The organism is Pseudogemmobacter bohemicus, from assembly GCF_003290025.1.
In the GTDB taxonomy this organism is placed as follows: domain Bacteria; phylum Pseudomonadota; class Alphaproteobacteria; order Rhodobacterales; family Rhodobacteraceae; genus Pseudogemmobacter; species Pseudogemmobacter bohemicus.
In genome coordinates this window covers 1,268,109-1,284,434 of record NZ_QNHG01000002.1, presented here as the reverse complement: position 1 = coordinate 1,284,434, position 16,326 = coordinate 1,268,109, and the positions used below count along the sequence as shown (strand labels likewise).

Here is a 16,326-nt window from a genome sequence, read left to right as displayed (position 1 = left end):
CTTAACGTTTATAACGGGTTGGATGGAAAGGCGTGGCCGCAACCACAACCGGAAGCTTCTTGCCGCGCAGCTCTGCCTCCAGCGCGGTGCCGTCTGTAGCAAAGGCGTTTGCGACATAGCCCATCGCAATGGGCGCCTGGACCGAAGGGCCAAAGCCGCCCGAGGTGATTGCGCCCAGCGGCGTACCATCGGTGGCAAAAAGCGCCACCCCTTCGCGCATCGGCGCGCGGCCCTCGGGGCGCAGACCAACCCGTTTGCGCGACGGACCATCGGCAAGCTCAGCCAGGATACGGGCCTCACCCGGGAACCCACCTGCCCGCGCACCACCGGCGCGGCGCGCCTTCTGGATCGCCCAGGTCAGATCGGCTTCGACCGGGCTCGTCGTCTCATCGATATCATGGCCGTAAAGGCAAAGCCCGGCCTCCAGCCGCAGGCTGTCGCGCGCACCCAGACCGATCGGCGCCACCCCCTCCAGCACCAGCAGTGCCCGCGCCAGATCCTGCGCGCCCCCGACCGGCACCGAAATCTCGAACCCATCCTCGCCGGTATAGCCCGAACGCGAGATCCAGACCTGCCCGAACACCGTATCGACCGAGGCCACATCCATGAACCGCATCGCCGTCACATCGGGCACCAATACGGCAAGGGCCGCCCCGGCCTGCGGCCCCTGCAGCGCCAGGAGCGCTCGCCCGGTCTGGATGTCGATTTCGGCCACATCGCCCAGATGCGCGCCCAGATGCGCGAAATCATGTGCCTTGCGCGCGGCATTCACCACCAGCAGATAATCGCTGCCGCGATTGGCAAACATCAGATCGTCAAGAATGCCGCCCGTCTCGCTGGTGAAAAGTCCATAGCGCTGCCGCCCCTCGGCCAGACCCAGCACATCGACCGGCATCAGCCGCTCCAGCGCCAGGCCCAGCTCCTCCATCGAGCCTTTCGGGCGCAGCACCACCTGGCCCATATGCGAGACGTCGAACAGCCCCGCTGCCGCGCGAACATGCAGATGTTCCGCCATCACCCCGGCCGGATATTGAACCGGCATCTCATAGCCCGCGAAGGGCACCATTTTCCCGCCAAGCTCCTGATGGAACTCATGCAACGGAAGGCGCAAAAGGTCGGTCAAACCGCCTCTCCCCTTAATCCTCGGCCGAAAATATCCGGCACCGCTCACGGCAGTACCCCTGCCGCCCGGTGCCCCCTCTGTCCCTGCCCGCAATTCGGGGCGCCTGAGATCGTTATCCCTTCGGCGGGCGCCTCACGCGCCACTCTCCAGAGTCTTCCTGTGCAGAAACGGTCCCTTGCGCCTGAGAGTTTACCGGGGCGGTTGCTCCTTCGGCACCGGACCCGCCCTGTCAGGGGCTGCCCGGATTCTCCCGATCCTGCCCGTTCTGACTAACCCGGGGCCACCCTGTCAGGCAAGTGAAATTCTGTATGCGACGGTATCCGCCCTTCAGGCGACATTGACCGGCGCCTTTCGCCGGCGTTTCAGGCGCGTCGTTCAGGCGCGTCTCTCACCGGGCGCCGCAGGCTCCGCCTCCGGCTGGCTGAGCGGCGCGGCCATCGGCACCCCACGGCCCGGCGGCAGATTCGGCCGCGCAATCGCCATCCGGGCAAAGATCACCGCCAGGAGCGCAAAGACCACTCCCCCCAGAGATTGCCCGATCAGCACCCCCTGCGCGCCCCATATCTGCCCGAACCAGACCGCCAGCGGTATGGTGCCGACGGTATGGCGCCCCCAGTTCACCACGGTCGACCAGAAAGGCCGGCCGAGATTGTTGCACACCGCATTGCCGGCAAAGATCACCCCGTTGAAGAACCACATCAGCGCCAGAGGCCCGCAGAACAGGTAAACAATCTCCCGCGTCAGCCCCTGCGCATTGAACAGATCCGCAATCGGCGCACGCAGCAGGAATAAAAGCCCCGAAACGACCAGGATCACGAGGCCGGTAAAGATCAGCGCATCGCGAAAGGTCTGCCGGACCCGGTCCATCCGCCCCGCCCCGATATTCTGGCCGATGATCGGCCCGATGGCGCCGGCCAGTGCGAAAATCACGCCAAAGGCCACCGGCGTCAGCCGCCCGGCAATCGCCATCCCCGCCACTGCCGCCTCGCCAAAGCCCGAGGCCGCGCGGGTCACAAAGGCCTGCCCCACCGGGGTCGCCACCTGGGTAAGGATCGCCGGGACCCCAATCGCCCAGACCGGCGCCATATCGCGCCACACCTGGCGCAGCGAGGGCCGGTCAAAGCCGCCATAACGCCTCACAATCGGGCGGATCGCCATGGTCAGAATGACCGCCCGGCTCACCAGTCCCGCCAGCGCAGCCCCGGTCAGATCCATCCCGAGACCGAAGATCAGCACCGGATCCAGCAGGGCAGTCACCACCGCGCCCCAGACCGTCGCCATCATCGCAGCCCGGGCATCGCCATGGGCGCGCAAAACCGCAGATCCGATCATCCCCAGCATCAGCATCGGCTGGCCAAGGGTCACGATCTGCAGGAAATGCACCGCCAGATCATGGGTTGCGCCCTCCGCCCCCAAAAGCCGCAGCATCGGCGACAGTAAAAGCCAGACCAGAGCCGCAAAGGGCACCCCGAATATCAGCCCCAGCATCATGCCGGTCGTCGCCTTCTCACGCGCGAGCGCCAGATCCCCCTGCCCGATGGCGCGGCTCACCAAAGCCGAGACCGCAATCGACAGCCCGATCCCGAAAGACGTGGTGAAGAACAGAACCGCGCCCGCATAGCCCACCGCCGCCGCCAGCTCGGATCGGCCCAGCCAGGAAATATAGGCCATATTGATCAGGTCGACGACAAACACCGCCATCAGCCCGACCGAGGAGGTCAGCGACATCACCACGATATGGCGGAAAAGACTGCCCTGAACGAATCTCGCCTCAGCCATGCCTCACTCCGGTAAGACAAAGGGGCGCAGCCCGCCCCCTCTTCCCTTTGACAAAAATACTCCCGGGGGGAGGCGCAGGCAAAGCCTGCGACCGGGGGGCAGGCAGCCCCCCGCTGTCGGTGTCAAAGCGCGGGAACACGTTGCAAAAGCGGCAGCAGATCCGACATATCCGGTCCATGCGCCTGGCCGGTCAGGGCCTTCCTCAGCGGCATGAACAGATCCTTGCCCTTGCGGCCCGTCGCGGTCCTGACCTCAGCGGTCCACTGCCCCCAGGTCTCTTTCGTCCAGGGCTTTGCCGGCATAAGCGCGAAAGCCTCGCGGACGAAATCGCGGTCGGCCTCCTCAATCACCGGCTCGGCGCCTTCCGAGAAAAGCGTCCACCACCCCCCCAGATCCGATGGCACGGTGATATTGGCCCTGGCGACAGTCCAGAACTGCTCGGCCTGATCAGCAGGGACGCCAAGCGCCAGGATGCGATCCTTCACCTGATCGAAGGGCCAGGCCTGGACATAATGGCGGGTCAGCGGGAAAAGGTCTGCCGGGTCGAATTTCGTCGGCGCCGCGCCGAAGCTTTCAATGTCGAAACCGTCGGCCAGCTCGTCGATCGAGGAAGCCGGCTCCACCGGTTTCGAAGACCCAAGCCGCGCCATCAGCGACAGGAGCGCCATCGGCTCGACGCCCTGGGCGCGCAGGTCACGCAAGGAAAGCGCGCCGAGACGTTTCGACAGCTCTTCGCCTTTCGGGCCCGACAAGAGCGAATGATGTGCGAAAGCCGGCGGCGTGCCGCCCATTGCTTCCATGATCTGGATCTGCGTCGCAGTATTGGTCACATGGTCGGCACCGCGCACGATATGCGTCACGCCCATTTCCACGTCATCGACTGAGGATGCAAAGGTATACAGAACCTGGCCATCAGCCCGGATCAGCACCGGATCCGACACCGAAGCTGCGTCGATGGAGATATCGCCGATGATCCCGTCATGCCATTCGATGCGGCTCTGATTGAGCAGAAAGCGCCAGTAGCCCACCTTACCCTCGGCGCGGAAGGCGGATTTCTGCTCGTCCGTCAGCCCCAGTGATGCCCGGTCATAGACCGGCGGGCGGCCCATATTCAGCTGTTTCTTGCGCTTGAGGTCCAGCTCGGTCGGGCTTTCAAACGCCTCGTAAAAGCGGCCATTGGCGCGCAGCCTGTCGGCGGCTTCGTGATAGCGGTCATAGCGCGCCGATTGCCGCTCGATGCGGTCCCAATGCAGACCGAGCCAGTCGAGATCCTGTTTCAGCCCGTCGATATATTCCTGTTTCGAGCGCTCCTGGTCGGTATCGTCGAGTCGCAGGATGAAGGTGCCGCCGGCCTTGCGGGCGATCAGGTAATTCATCAGCGCGGTGCGCAGATTGCCGACATGGATATAGCCGGTGGGCGACGGGGCGAAGCGGGTGACGACAGGTTTCGACATGAGCGGATCCTCGGGCAGGCGCGACCGGGCCTGCAAAGCCTTTCCTCTGTCACAGCTGCCCGGTTTTGTCCAGTTTTCAGGGGGCAAAGAAGAGAGGGGGCCAGCCCCCTCGCCCGTTCCGGGCTCACCCCCGGGATATTTATGGACAGATGAAAACGGTTCAGGGTCCGAAAGCGAGCTGGTAGCTGTGGGGGATGAAGCGGAAGCCCGTGCCTTTCGGTTCGGCATAGCCGAGGGCCGGGAAGGGCATATGGTAGCCGATGAAGGGAAGGCGGTCGGCGGCGATCATGCCGAAGATGCGTTTGCGGGTGGCGGCGGCCTCGGTCTTGTCGAGGTCGAACCGGACCTCCCAGTCGGGGTTTTCCAGCGACCAGACATAGTGATTGGCGGTGTCGGCGGTCAGCACCAACAGCTTACCCTCGCTTTCCACCATCCAGGCCATATGGCCGGGAGTGTGGCCATAAGCGGCAAGGGCGGTGATACCGCTTGCCGCCTCGCCGCCATCGGTCACGAATTTCGTCAGCTCGCGCAGCGGGCGGACCTTTTTCTCGAAACCCTCATTCTCCTGCCCGGCCCAATAGTCGAATTCGATCTGCGAGGTGACGTAGCGGGCGCGGGGAAATACCGGCGTAGCGCCGTCCGAGGTAGTCAGCCCGCCGATATGGTCGGCATGCATATGGGTGAGGACCACGACATCAATCTGCTGCGGCGAGATCCCCGCCTGGCCAAGCGCGGCCAGCACGCCTTCGGCCGCCATGCCGGTGTCGAACAGGACCAGCTCCTTGCCGGTATTGACCAGAACCGGGGTGAAAAAATTCACCGCCCGGTCGGCGGGGATGAGGGCGGCCTCGGAGGCGGCGACGAAATCGGCATCCGGGACATTGAGGCCGAACGTGCCCTTCGGATTGGCATTTTCCCCGGTTCCGGCCAGCAGTGTCGTCACCTCGAAAGCGCCATGGCGGAAGCGGCGGAAAAGGCCCCCGCCCGCGCCTTGCAGCTCGGCCTGGGCGCTGGCCTTTTGCGGCAGGCCGGTGGTGACGGCGGCGGCAAAAGGCAGGGCGGCGGTGGCGAACAAGGCGTGGCGGCGGGTCAGTCCGGACATTCGGGTTCCTCTGGGCATATCAGCAGGCTGAGCATTTCAGCAGGCTGGGCATATCGGGCGGAAGGCAGAGCCCGCAGCGGCCATGCGGCCAGCCGGCGGGCTCTGCCCCACAGATAGCCCCTGCATGTGACAGAGGCACATCACAGTCCTGTCAGGCAGGCCGCTTCGGCAAGATCACTCCCACCAGCGATCAACCTCGGAAATTTCCTCATCCGACCAGCCGAAATGATGCGCCAGTTCGTGGATCACCACATGGCCGACCAGTTCTTGCAGCGAGACATTGCCGCGCTCGGCCCATTCATCAAGGATCGGACGGCGGAACAGCCAGACCATATCCGGATGCAGCACCTGGTCGGCGACCGATTTCTCGGTCAGGGGAATACCCTCGTAAAGGCCGGTCAACTCGAACGGATCGCTCAGATCCATCGCCTCCAGCATCTCGTCAGTGGGGAAATCCTCGATCCTCAGCACGACATGGGTGGCCGGCAGCCGCCAGGGTTCCGGCAGGGTCGAAATCGCCTCGCGGGCAAGGCGTTCGATCAGATCAAGCGAGGGCGCGATGGCGTCGGGGGATGGATTTGTCATGGGGTCGAGGATAGCCCGCTGCGACCGGCGGGGAAAGATCTGACCGCAACGTCCGGCAGCCAGGTCTGGCAGCAACGTCTGGCAGCATAGTCTGGCAGCATAGTCTGGCAGCCAGGGATGACGGGGTGGCCCGGCTGGACCGCGCCGCCACTCTCTGCCATTACTGACCGCCAGGTCGGGGCCGCCAGTTCGGGGTCACCACTTCGGGGCCGCAGACAGAGAGTCGCGGCCAAAGGCAGACGGGAGAGCGCGACATGACCTTCGGCAAAGGCCACCATCTGCATCTGATCGACGGCTCGGCCTATATTTTCAGGGCCTATCACGCGCTGCCGCCGCTGACCAAATCCGATGGCACGCCGGTGGGCGCTGTCCAGGGGTTTTCCAACATCCTCTGGGGCGAGATCACGAAGGAGAGGGCGTCAGGTGCCGCCACCCATATCGCTGTGGTGTTCGACCACTCCTCTAAGACCTTCCGCAACGATATCTACCCGGATTACAAGGCCAACCGCCCGCCGCCGCCCGAGGATCTGCGCCCGCAATTTCCGCTGACGCGCGAGGCGACGCGGGCCTTCAACGTCGCCTGTATCGAGCAGCCCGGCTTTGAGGCCGATGACATCATCGCGACGCTGGCGCGGCTGGCGGTGGAGGCCGGAGGCTCTGCCACCATCATCTCATCCGACAAGGATCTGATGCAGCTGGTGCGCCCCGGCGTCGATATTCTGGAGCCGATGAAGAACCGCCAGATCGGCCCGGATGAGGTGTTCGAGAAATTCGGCGTCGGACCGGATCGCGTCGTCGATGTTCAGGCTTTGGCCGGAGACGCGGTCGATAACGTCCCTGGCGCGCCGGGAATCGGGCTGAAAACGGCGGCTTTGCTGATCAACGAATATGGCTCGCTCGAAGCGCTGCTGGAGCGCGCGGGAGAGATCAGACAGCCCAAACGGCGCGAGACGCTGATCGACAATCGCGCCCAGATCCTGACCTCGAAACAGCTTGTGTCGCTGGATGCAGAGGTGCCGCTTGAGGTGACGCTGGATCAGCTGGAAGTGCTGAAACCCGATGCCGAAAAGCTGCTGGCCTTCCTGACCGCGATGGAATTCCGCGGCCTCTCGCGCCGGGTGGCCGAAAAGCTGAAGGTCGAGGCGCCGGTGATCGAGGCGGCGAAGCCTGCGGCCCCGGTCACGCTTGTCGAGAAGCCCGCGATTGATGCGGCGGGCTATATCGCGATCACCGATCATGCCACGCTGGACGCCTGGATCGCCCGCATCCGCGAGATCGGTCATGTTGCGGTCGATACTGAAACCACCTCGCTTGATGAGATGCAGGCGGAGCTGGTGGGGATCTCGCTGTCGGTCGATACCGGCAAAGCGGCCTATATTCCGCTGGCGCATGTGAAGGGTGGCGATGACCTCTTTGGCGCCGCTGAACGGGTCGAGGGGCAGATGGATCCAGGCGAGGTGCTGGCAAAGCTGAAACCCGTGCTGGAAGACGCTGCGATCCTGAAAATCGGCCAGAATATCAAATATGACTGGAAGATTTTCGCGCGCCAGCACCCGCCCATCCGCGTCGCGCCTTTCGACGACACCATGCTGATGAGCTATGCGATGTTCGCGGGCAGGCATAATCACGGCATGGACGAGCTGTCGGAGCTGTATCTTGGCCATCAGACCAAACCGATCAAGGATCTGATCGGCTCCGGCAAGTCGCAGGTGACCTTTGACAAGGTCGATATTGCCGCCGCCACCGCCTATGCGGCGGAAGATGCCGATGTGACGCTGCGCTTCTGGCAGGAGTTCAAACCGCGCCTCCACCGCGAAAAGGTCACCACCGTCTATGAGACGCTGGAGCGCCCGCTGGTCACAGTGCTGGCGGAAATGGAAATGGCGGGGGTCAAGGTTGACCGTGACACGCTGGCGCGGATGTCGAACGCCTTTGCACAAAAGCTCGCGCAGTATGAAGACGAAATCGTTGAGGTTGCAGGGGAAAAGTTCAACCCCGGCTCTCCGAAACAGTTGGGTGAGGTTCTGTTTGACCGGCTCGGCGTGCCGGGAGGCGAGAAGGGCAAGACCGGCGCCTATGGCACCGGCGCCGATATTCTCGAAGACATCACCACGCTGGAAGACACCCATCCGCAGGGTGCGAAGCTCGCGGCGAAAATCCTCGACTGGCGCCAGATCGCCAAGCTGAAATCGACCTATACCGATGCGCTGCAGCAGGCGATCAACCCGGAAACGGGCCGCGTGCATACGTCATACTCCATCGCGGGCGCGAATACCGGGCGGCTGGCCTCGACCGATCCGAATCTGCAAAACATCCCGGTCCGGACCGAGGAAGGTCGCCGCATCCGCGAGGCTTTCGTGGCGCCCGGGGGCCGCGTGCTGGTCTCGCTGGACTATAGCCAGATCGAGCTGCGGATTTTGGCGCATATCGCCGATATCCCGGCGCTGAAACAGGCGTTCAAAGACGGGCTCGACATCCACGCCATGACCGCGTCAGAGATGTTCGGCGTGCCGGTCGAAGGCATGGATCCGATGATCCGGCGCCAGGCGAAAGCGATCAATTTCGGGGTGATCTACGGCATTTCCGGCTTTGGCCTTGCCCGCAACCTGCGGATCCCGCGCGCCGAGGCGCAGGGCTTCATCGACCGCTATTTCGAGCGTTTCCCCGGCATCCGCGCCTATATGGATGACACCATCGCCTTCGCGAAACAGCATGAATGCGTAAAAACCCTGTTCGGGCGCCGCATCAACACGCCGCAGATCAACGCCAAAGGCCCGGGCGCCGGCTTTGCCAAACGCGCCGCCATCAATGCGCCGATCCAGGGCACGGCGGCCGATGTGATCCGCCGCGCGATGATCCGGATGCCGGCGGCGATCCAGGGCATCGACGCGAAGATGCTGCTCCAGGTGCATGACGAATTGTTGTTCGAAGTGGCCGAGGATCAGGCCGACCGCCTGATCCAGGTCGCGAAAGAGGTGATGGAAAACGCCTCGGACCCGGCGGTGCGGCTGGATGTGCGCCTTGTGGTCGAGGCCGGCACCGGCAGGAACTGGGCCGAGGCGCATTAAGCCCGGCCCCGCAGCGCTCCGCCTGGCCTACATCGACTCGTCAAGGATACCCGTCAGCGTCCAGCAGGGCTGTTCGCTGAAATAGTAAGTGGTGCGCTCGCCATTGTTCATGCCGCGCAAAAGCACCGCCTTGCCGCCCTCATGGTCGGAGATCTGCATCTCCAGCCCGCGCCCGTCCAGGCTGGTCGTGTCGGGAATCACCGGCCAGAGCACCTCGGAAAGTGGTTCCGTGATGCGGTTGTAATAGGGCTCTGCCTCGGCGGTCGGGTCGATCACGTCGATGATCAGCGGATCGGCGGTCGCGGCCTCCTGCACGGTGATCTCATGGCCAAAACGCGCGAGGAAAGCGTCGAAATCGCCGGTCAGGCAGAGCTTGCCCTCGGCGAAGACGGGGCTTGCGAGGCTGGCAAGAACAAAGGGCAGGCTTCTGGTCAGAAGAGGCATCGGAATTCCATTTCACGCTTTCACGCACGCCAAAACGCGCCATGCCGCGACTTTGGCATGGGCGGGAGAGAGGGGAAAGGTCGGGAGATCCTCCGCCGCGGGGCGCGCCCCGTGTTACGCGCTGTGACAGGTTTTGTCAGTGATCATCATGCGCATGGGCGCGGTCGATCTCGAAGCGCCGGTCGCAATAGCCGCATTCGACAAAGCCGGTATCCTGCGGGATCGAGAGCCAGACACGCGGATGGCCCAGAGCACCCTCGCCCCCGTCGCAGGCCACCTTCCAGGTGGTGACGATCTTGGTATCCGGCGCGGGGAGGGTCATGGCAGGCGTCCTTCGGAAGGGCTGACGGGCTATGCCCCCATCATAGCGCAGGGTCCAGGAGGCGCAAGAGAGGCCCCTGCGGGGCCAGGGGCCGACTGCCACCTTTTGCGTATTCTGGACAGGGTGAATGGGTCAGTCCTGGAAGAGGTCATTTTGCCCCTGGGGCGGGCGCGGCGCCTCAAGCCCCAGATGGCGCCAGGCTTTGGCCGCCAGCATGCGCCCGCGCGGGGTGCGCTGAATCAGCCCCTGTTGCAGAAGATAGGGCTCGATCACCTCTTCCAGCGCATCGCGGGGCTCGGACAGCGCGGCGGCGATGGTTTCGACCCCCACCGGACCGCCGCCATAGTTTTCCGCCAGCAGCGAGAGGTAGCGGCGGTCGGCGCCGTCGAGGCCGATCGTGTCAACGCCCAGCCGGGTCAAAGCGCGGTCGGCAAGCGCGCGGCTGATCTGGCCTCCGGCTTCGACCAGGGCGAAATCGACCACGCGGCGCAACAGACGCCCGGCGATCCGGGGGGTGCCGCGCGCGCGCCGCGCAATCTCGCGGCAACCGGCCTCATCGGCCTCGACGCCAAGCAGACCTGCCCCCCGTGAGACGATGCGGAACAGCTCATCCTCGGTGTAGAATTGCAGCCTGGTCGGGATGCCGAAGCGGTCGCGCAGGGGCGTGGTCAGCAAGCCAAGGCGGGTGGTGGCGCCAACCAGGGTGAAAGGTTGCAGGTCGATGCGGACGGTGCGTGCGGCCGGGCCTTCGCCGATCACCAGATCCAGCGCGAAATCCTCCATCGCCGGGTAGAGCACCTCTTCGACCACCGGGGAAAGGCGGTGGATCTCGTCGATAAACAGCACATCGCGCGGCTCTAAATTGGTCAGGATCGCCGCAAGGTCACCCGGCCGCGCCAGAACCGGGCCCGATGTCATGCGGAAACCGACGCCGAGTTCGCGCGCCATGATCTGCGCCAGCGTGGTCTTGCCGAGGCCGGGCGGCCCGTGGAACAGGGTGTGATCCATCGCCTCGCCGCGCATTTTCGCGCTTTCGATGAAGATCCGCAGATTGGCGCGCGCCTCGGCCTGGCCGACGAAATCCTCCAGCGCCTGAGGGCGCAGCGCGCGGTCACTGTCTTCGGGCAGGCGCTCGGGGCGCAGCGAGGGGTCGGGCTGGGTCATGGCGGGAACAATCCCCGAACGAGGCGCGCTTTGCAAGCCGGCCCGAACAGGCTGTCGCGCCCTGCGGCGCGATACTTCCGGCGGAAATGTTTGCGTCTGGTTCCCGCCTGCAGTCAGATATGCCCTTTGTTTGTTAACCCTGATTCCAAACGTTCAAGGGGCACAGCTTTCGGCGGACGAACCCTGACGGATGCGCAATGGTGCCGGATTGCAGAGCACCGCCCCGGCGGGCCTGGTTTACCAGGACGCAATCGGGTAGATGCCCGCTTGGTCGTCGATGCGTTTTCAGGGATGGCGGGAAACGCAGCACATCGGCGCGACCGGCCAGAGCTGTTCGGCAAACAGACCGCACTGCATGCAGGCTTTCGCCGCCGGTCACATGCGGACATGTGGGAAAGGCTCCACCATGCCCTGGCCGGCATGCCGGATTTCGAAGAGTGCAGATCGACAGCAAAATTTCAAAAAATGCACGCCGCTGCGTCCGGTGCAAAAGGGGGTCGAAGCCAGCCGCATCGGTCGTTCACGCTACGGGTTGACGACAAAACGACATGCTGCCGCTTATGCCTTCGGTTTGCCAATCGCATTCATGCAAACTATGGCGATTGTCCGCAGGCCAATGCCGCTTGTGAGGCTGCACCGCGACGCGCATGCATCACTGACACTCTCAGGGCCAATGCGCAGATCAGGGCTGAACCCGGCCGCGCGATCCCTCCACAGATCGGCCGAAAGCCATACAAGGATCGCCCTCAGCCGTGAGAAGGCCATAAACGCATCCATGGCTTTGCTCCTCCTGCATGCGCAAAGCCATGGTTCCGTCGTGCGGAGACAGATCCTGGAGGACGCTCATTTCCTCTTGATCCAAATACTCAAACTTCGCCAGCCAGAGGCAGGCGCTCAGCCCCAGGGGTCCTGGCGGATGCCGCGCCCGGTTCTGGGCACAGAACTGCGGGCGAGAGTGCCGCCTTCGCGACCGGGTTGCATTTTCATCAGCGCGGCGATGCGATTATCGGTCGAGGGATGGGTCGAGAACAGGTTATCCGCGCCGCGCCCGTTCAGCGGGTTGATGATGAACATATGCGCCAGAGCCGGGTCCTTTTCGGCCTGGACATTCATCCGCCCGCGCGCCAGCCCCTCGATCTTGCGCAGCGCGGATGCGAGCCAGTCGGGGCGACCGCAGATTTCGGCGCCGATCCGGTCGGCCTCATATTCGCGCGAGCGGGAAATCGCCATCTGCACGATCCCGGCCGCCATCGGAGCAAGGATCATCAGCGCCAGCGTCCCGATCATGCCGCCAGGGCGGTCGCGGCCAGAACTGCCAAAGAACATGCCGAAATTCGCCAGCACCGCAATGGCACCGGCAAAGGTCGCCGTCACCGTCATCGTCAGCGTATCGCGGTTTTTGATATGGGCCAGCTCATGTGCCATCACCGCCGCGATTTCCTCGCGCGAGAGGCTGCCCAACAGGCCCGTCGTCGCGGCCACGGCGGCATTGGCCGGGTTGCGGCCGGTGGCGAATGCGTTGGGCTGGTCGGTCTCCATGATATAGACCTTCGGGCGCGGCATCGAGGCAGCATCGGCCAGCTGATTCACCATCCCGACCAGATCCGGGGCCGAGCGCTCATCCACCGCCCGCGCGCCGGTCATCCGCAAGACCGCCTTATCCGAATTCCAGTATGTGAAGAGGTTCATGCCCGCAGCCACCACCAGCGCAATCACAGCGCCGGTCATGCCACCAAGCAGCGCACCCAGCCCCATGAACAGCGCCGTCAATGCCGTCATCAACACGAAAGTCCGGATATTGCCCATGCTTTGCAGCCTCCTTCTCTGTCAATGATATGGAGAGAAACCGCACCCCGGCAAGATCGGCGGCAAGATCGGCAGAACGATCAGCGGGGGGCCAGCCGTTTCAGCGCCAGCCGGATCAGGGCTGCGGTATCGGCATCCGGGTTCTCGCCGGAAACCACCGCCACGGCCTCGGCCGCATCCCCTGCCCCATAGCCGAGATTGGCCAGAGCCGAGAGCGCATCGGCGGTGTAGCTGGCCCGCATGGCACCTTCTGACGGGGGTTTCGGCTTTGCCGTTTTGCGCGGAACGGGTGCGGGTTCTGCCTCCTCAAAAACCGGCGCATCGCCATGGGCCAGCCCGGCGCCCCGGGCCATCAGCGAGGGCGCTTTCGATTTCAGCTCAAGGATCACCCGTTGCGCCAGTTTCGGCCCGACGCCCGGCGCCGCCTGCACCGCCCGCGCATCGCCCAGCGTGATCGCCCGCGCCGCCCCTTCGGCCCCAAGCGCACCGAGGATCGCCATCGAGGCCTTGGCCCCGACCCCCTGCACCGTCGTCAGCAGCTTGTGCCATTCCTTTTCCAGCATGGTCGGAAAGCCGAACAGCTGCAGCAGATCCTCACGCACCAGGAGATCGGTATAAAGCGCCACCATCTCGCCCACCGGCGGCAACCCGGCCAGCGTCCGGTCCGAGACATGGACGATATAGCCCACACCACGGCAGTCGATCAGCACCGTGTCGAGCCCCTTCCAGTCCAGCCGTCCCGAAATCTTGCCGATCATCCCGCTAATCCTTTCAGCCGGCCGCCCTCTTCAGCGCCGCCTGCAACCGGCCCGCGCTTTGCATGTGATGGGCGTGGCAGATCGCGATGGCAAGCGCATCCGCCGCATCCGGCCCCGCAACCTTCGCCCCCGGCAGATGCAGCCGCACCATATGGTCCACCTGTTGTTTAGCGGCATGGCCAACCCCGACCACGGTTTTTTTCACCGCATTTGGTGCATATTCTCCGACATCCAGCCCGAATTGCGCCGGAACCAGCAAGGCGATCCCCCGCGCCTGGCCAAGTTTCAGCGTCGCCACCGCATCCTTGTTGACGAAAGTATGCTCGACCGCCGCAGTTTCCGGCTGCCAGTCCTGAAACACCTGCGTCAGCTGGAAATGCAGCGAAGCAAGGCGGCGGGCGAGGTCTCCGGTCTCCTGATCCGAATGGCAGATTCCATTCGCCACATGGGTGATGCGGGCGCCGGCCACGTCGATGACCCCCCAGCCGAGGTTTCGAAGCCCCGGATCAATGCCGATTACGCGCATGCCTGCCCTCTTTTTGCTTTTGCCCTGTATTAGCACGAAAAGAGAACATGCGCCAATCGCGTTCTTTCCGCTTGCCTCCGTTTGCGCCCGGATCCGGTCTCCGGGCTGAAAGCGACACTCTGCGCTGTGTCGCCGACAGAATGCTGCAATTGCAGCATCAGACGCTGGCAGATCATGGCAAATTTGTGTCCTGAGGCATGCAATGGCTGCATTGCGGGCTTGCCTGGTCGTGGCTTGCTTTGCACATGCAGCATGTTTATTTAGCTGCACGAGGCGAAAGAAGCCCGCAAATTACGCAGTTTGAAAACAAAAGGAAACAGTCCCATGGCCGCCATCGAAACGAGCCGCCCTGCGCCGTTCGGCGCCATCACGACGTATCGCGCTGTTAACGGCGTGGGTGGCATCTTCGCTACCCTCAAAGCCTGGAACGACGCACGCGTCACCCGGAAGGCCCTGTCGAAGCTCTCGGATCGCGAGCTTGACGATATCGGCCTGTGCCGCGGTGACATCGAGATGCTGGGCCGCTGAGGGTATCCCTCAACTGCCCTGACCGAACGGGTCACAGGACAAGTAAAGGACCGTCTCGCGGCAGAAGCCGCAGGCGGTCCTTCTGCTTTTCTGGTCCTGGTTTTTCGCACTATCCCCTGAAATATCTTCTCCGGCTGCCGTCCCGGGCCAGGGTGTGACCCGCGCATGAAAGAACCGCCTCTCGGCATCTGCCGGGGCGGTTGCATTCTGGGGTCGGACCCACCGAAAAGGGCGGGTGCCTTACTGGCGTTTCTGCGGGAAGACCTCGCCCAGGAAAGACGCGACCAGCTTCGTCACCGGATCGGCGGACATGATATTCGCCGCAATCGGATCGAAATCGCTGCCAATGGCCATATTCGCGACGCGCTGTTCGTAGACGGCATCACCGACATAGAAATAGATGGCGCCTTTCATAATCCAGCCGATCAGGACCATGACCAGCAGGGCACGCAGCGTCTTGCCGATCGAGCGTTCACGACGCCAGGTCGAGGACCGGCCCATGGTGCCTTTGGCCTCGAAACCATAGCCCTTACGATGAGCTTTCTCGATCCGGCGCAGACGCCCGGAGAATTCTTTATAATTCGAGTCAGCCAAAGTCATCACCAGCTACTCCCATGGCCCCCGCCATAAGGAATAGATGAGGTGGAAATGTGGCAGAAATGGGGCATCGGGGCAGATTACTCTGAAAATGGCACAGGTTTTCTGTGCGTTTTCATGTATTTACACACGCTCCATGATCAATGCCGACCATTCCCCGAGATCGTTTCTGTCCTGCAAACGGAACTGTGACGCAACGTAACTCTCAATGATGGTTTCGGCCTGCACCACCAGCAGACCGGACAGAATCACCTTCGAGCCGGGCCTGGTCATTTTCGACATGGCCGGCGCCAGTTCGACCAGCGGGCCCTTGAGGATATTGGCAAAGACGAGATCCCAGGGCGCCCCGGTCTTCAGGTGGCGATGATCGAAACCGGCGGCTTCCAGGCACTCGATCCGGCCCTCCAGATCATTGATCGCCACATTGGCTTTGGCGACATCCACCGCCACCGGGTCGATATCCGAGGCGATCACCAGCGCATCGGGCAGCATCTTTGCCGCCGCCATCGCCAGCACCGCCGTGCCGGCGCCGATATCGGCGACTTTGGCGGGGCGGAAGCCCTCTTCATAAAGCTTGTCGAAGGCCAGCAGGCAGCCCAGCGTGGTGCCGTGATGGCCGGTGCCAAAGGCCATGGTGGCCTCGATCTGCAGCGCAACGCGGCCTGCGGGCACTTTATCGGCATCATGGCTGCCATAGACAAAGAAACGCCCCGCATCGACCGGATGCAGCTCGCGCTGCACTTTGGCGACCCAGTCGGTCTCGGGCAGTTCGGAAATCAGGAAGCTCTTCGCGCCGTAAGCGGCCGCCAGAAGGTCAAGCACGATATCATCGGGCGCCTCCAGGTAATAGGCGCCGACCTCCCAGAGGCCCGACCCGTCCTCGACCTCGAAGACACCGACGCCGTAAGGTTCCAGGTCCTGATCTTCCAGCGCCTCACCAAGCGCGCGGGCGGCCTCTTCGCCGGTAAGCGTCGTCAGGGCGGACCAGGTGGGCATGTCTTTTCTCCGGATCGGGGGTTGCGAAAGGTCCTGACACGCGACCCTGCCGGGGTCAAGCCGTGCTGCCCCCG

Annotated in this window: 16 protein-coding genes and 1 riboswitch; of the genes, 3 read left to right on the top strand and 13 right to left on the bottom strand. The window is 63.7% G+C overall.

Features of this window, described 5'->3' with window-relative positions:
• Position 1: 1 nt before the first annotated feature.
• From gcvT to DRF71_RS13985, 5 genes are all read right to left on the bottom strand, one after another.
• Positions 2-1,123, bottom strand: a complete 1,122-nt coding sequence (gene gcvT, locus DRF71_RS14005; RefSeq protein ID WP_112311095.1) for a glycine cleavage system aminomethyltransferase GcvT — start codon at positions 1,121-1,123, stop codon at positions 2-4.
• A 158-nt stretch (positions 1,124-1,281) separates the two neighbouring features.
• Positions 1,282-1,386: riboswitch (glycine riboswitch) on the bottom strand.
• A 112-nt stretch (positions 1,387-1,498) separates the two neighbouring features.
• Positions 1,499-2,902, bottom strand: a complete 1,404-nt coding sequence (locus DRF71_RS14000) for an MATE family efflux transporter (protein WP_112311094.1) — start codon at positions 2,900-2,902, stop codon at positions 1,499-1,501.
• A gap of 122 nt (positions 2,903-3,024) precedes the next feature.
• Entirely contained in the window at positions 3,025-4,356 is a 1,332-nt protein-coding gene (gltX, locus tag DRF71_RS13995) for a glutamate--tRNA ligase (protein WP_112311332.1), read from the bottom strand.
• Between the two features lie 160 nt (positions 4,357-4,516).
• Positions 4,517-5,458, bottom strand: coding sequence for an MBL fold metallo-hydrolase (locus DRF71_RS13990; protein ID WP_112311093.1), 942 nt, complete (start codon positions 5,456-5,458; stop codon positions 4,517-4,519).
• Between the two features lie 174 nt (positions 5,459-5,632).
• The gene (locus tag DRF71_RS13985) at positions 5,633-6,043 is read right to left on the bottom strand and encodes a metallopeptidase family protein (protein ID WP_112311092.1); all 411 of its coding nucleotides are present in this window, start codon (positions 6,041-6,043) and stop codon (positions 5,633-5,635) included.
• A gap of 254 nt (positions 6,044-6,297) precedes the next feature.
• Between DRF71_RS13985 and polA the strand changes: the two genes are divergently transcribed.
• Entirely contained in the window at positions 6,298-9,111 is a 2,814-nt protein-coding gene (gene polA, locus DRF71_RS13980) for a DNA polymerase I (RefSeq protein WP_112311091.1), read from the top strand.
• A 27-nt stretch (positions 9,112-9,138) separates the two neighbouring features.
• Here polA and DRF71_RS13975 read toward each other — a convergent pair whose 3' ends face one another.
• The 3 genes from DRF71_RS13975 to ruvB form a co-directional block, all read right to left on the bottom strand.
• Positions 9,139-9,555 (bottom strand): hypothetical protein, encoded by a 417-nt coding sequence (locus DRF71_RS13975; RefSeq protein ID WP_112311090.1) that lies wholly within the window; start codon positions 9,553-9,555, stop codon positions 9,139-9,141.
• Positions 9,556-9,691: 136 nt separating this feature from the next.
• Positions 9,692-9,877 (bottom strand): zinc-finger domain-containing protein, encoded by a 186-nt coding sequence (locus DRF71_RS13970; protein ID WP_112311089.1) that lies wholly within the window; start codon positions 9,875-9,877, stop codon positions 9,692-9,694.
• 132 nt (positions 9,878-10,009) lie between these two features.
• Entirely contained in the window at positions 10,010-11,041 is a 1,032-nt protein-coding gene (gene ruvB, locus DRF71_RS13965) for a Holliday junction branch migration DNA helicase RuvB (protein ID WP_112311088.1), read from the bottom strand.
• 30 nt (positions 11,042-11,071) lie between these two features.
• Between ruvB and DRF71_RS29445 the strand changes: the two genes are divergently transcribed.
• A complete protein-coding gene (locus DRF71_RS29445) occupies positions 11,072-11,797 on the top strand; it encodes a transposase (RefSeq protein WP_408634533.1) in 726 nt (241 codons plus the stop codon).
• 138 nt (positions 11,798-11,935) lie between these two features.
• On the opposite strand, the gene htpX is transcribed toward DRF71_RS29445, so the two are convergent.
• From htpX to ruvC, 3 genes are all read right to left on the bottom strand, one after another.
• Positions 11,936-12,847 (bottom strand): zinc metalloprotease HtpX, encoded by a 912-nt coding sequence (htpX, locus tag DRF71_RS13955; protein WP_112311086.1) that lies wholly within the window; start codon positions 12,845-12,847, stop codon positions 11,936-11,938.
• Positions 12,848-12,927: 80 nt separating this feature from the next.
• Positions 12,928-13,605 (bottom strand): Holliday junction branch migration protein RuvA, encoded by a 678-nt coding sequence (ruvA, locus tag DRF71_RS13950; protein WP_112311085.1) that lies wholly within the window; start codon positions 13,603-13,605, stop codon positions 12,928-12,930.
• Between the two features lie 13 nt (positions 13,606-13,618).
• Positions 13,619-14,131, bottom strand: a complete 513-nt coding sequence (gene ruvC, locus DRF71_RS13945; RefSeq protein WP_112311084.1) for a crossover junction endodeoxyribonuclease RuvC — start codon at positions 14,129-14,131, stop codon at positions 13,619-13,621.
• Between the two features lie 324 nt (positions 14,132-14,455).
• Between ruvC and DRF71_RS13940 the strand changes: the two genes are divergently transcribed.
• A complete protein-coding gene (locus DRF71_RS13940) occupies positions 14,456-14,659 on the top strand; it encodes a DUF1127 domain-containing protein (protein WP_112311083.1) in 204 nt (67 codons plus the stop codon).
• A gap of 240 nt (positions 14,660-14,899) precedes the next feature.
• Here DRF71_RS13940 and DRF71_RS13935 read toward each other — a convergent pair whose 3' ends face one another.
• Both DRF71_RS13935 and DRF71_RS13930 read right to left on the bottom strand, forming a co-directional pair.
• Complete coding sequence (locus tag DRF71_RS13935) at positions 14,900-15,259, bottom strand: hypothetical protein (RefSeq protein ID WP_112311082.1); 360 nt, start codon at positions 15,257-15,259, stop codon at positions 14,900-14,902.
• A 120-nt stretch (positions 15,260-15,379) separates the two neighbouring features.
• Positions 15,380-16,252 (bottom strand): 50S ribosomal protein L11 methyltransferase, encoded by an 873-nt coding sequence (locus tag DRF71_RS13930; RefSeq protein WP_112311081.1) that lies wholly within the window; start codon positions 16,250-16,252, stop codon positions 15,380-15,382.
• Positions 16,253-16,326 lie beyond the last annotated feature (74 nt).

What these genes read in the sequence shown, in the direction of transcription:
- gltX (WP_112311332.1), bottom strand. Translation starts at nt 4,356, where the DNA reads ATGTCGAAACCTGTCGTCACCCGCTTCGCCCCGTCGCCCACCGGCTAT.
- ruvC (WP_112311084.1), bottom strand. Translation starts at nt 14,131, where the DNA reads ATGCGCGTAATCGGCATTGATCCGGGGCTTCGAAACCTCGGCTGGGGG.
- DRF71_RS13985 (WP_112311092.1), bottom strand. Translation starts at nt 6,043, where the DNA reads ATGACAAATCCATCCCCCGACGCCATCGCGCCCTCGCTTGATCTGATC.
- polA (WP_112311091.1), top strand. Translation starts at nt 6,298, where the DNA reads ATGACCTTCGGCAAAGGCCACCATCTGCATCTGATCGACGGCTCGGCC.
- DRF71_RS13930 (WP_112311081.1), bottom strand. Translation starts at nt 16,252, where the DNA reads ATGCCCACCTGGTCCGCCCTGACGACGCTTACCGGCGAAGAGGCCGCC.
- DRF71_RS13970 (WP_112311089.1), bottom strand. Translation starts at nt 9,877, where the DNA reads ATGACCCTCCCCGCGCCGGATACCAAGATCGTCACCACCTGGAAGGTG.
- ruvB (WP_112311088.1), bottom strand. Translation starts at nt 11,041, where the DNA reads ATGACCCAGCCCGACCCCTCGCTGCGCCCCGAGCGCCTGCCCGAAGAC.
- ruvA (WP_112311085.1), bottom strand. Translation starts at nt 13,605, where the DNA reads ATGATCGGCAAGATTTCGGGACGGCTGGACTGGAAGGGGCTCGACACG.
- htpX (WP_112311086.1), bottom strand. Translation starts at nt 12,847, where the DNA reads ATGGGCAATATCCGGACTTTCGTGTTGATGACGGCATTGACGGCGCTG.
- DRF71_RS14000 (WP_112311094.1), bottom strand. Translation starts at nt 2,902, where the DNA reads ATGGCTGAGGCGAGATTCGTTCAGGGCAGTCTTTTCCGCCATATCGTG.
- DRF71_RS13935 (WP_112311082.1), bottom strand. Translation starts at nt 15,259, where the DNA reads ATGACTTTGGCTGACTCGAATTATAAAGAATTCTCCGGGCGTCTGCGC.
- DRF71_RS13975 (WP_112311090.1), bottom strand. Translation starts at nt 9,555, where the DNA reads ATGCCTCTTCTGACCAGAAGCCTGCCCTTTGTTCTTGCCAGCCTCGCA.
- DRF71_RS13940 (WP_112311083.1), top strand. Translation starts at nt 14,456, where the DNA reads ATGGCCGCCATCGAAACGAGCCGCCCTGCGCCGTTCGGCGCCATCACG.
- DRF71_RS13990 (WP_112311093.1), bottom strand. Translation starts at nt 5,458, where the DNA reads ATGTCCGGACTGACCCGCCGCCACGCCTTGTTCGCCACCGCCGCCCTG.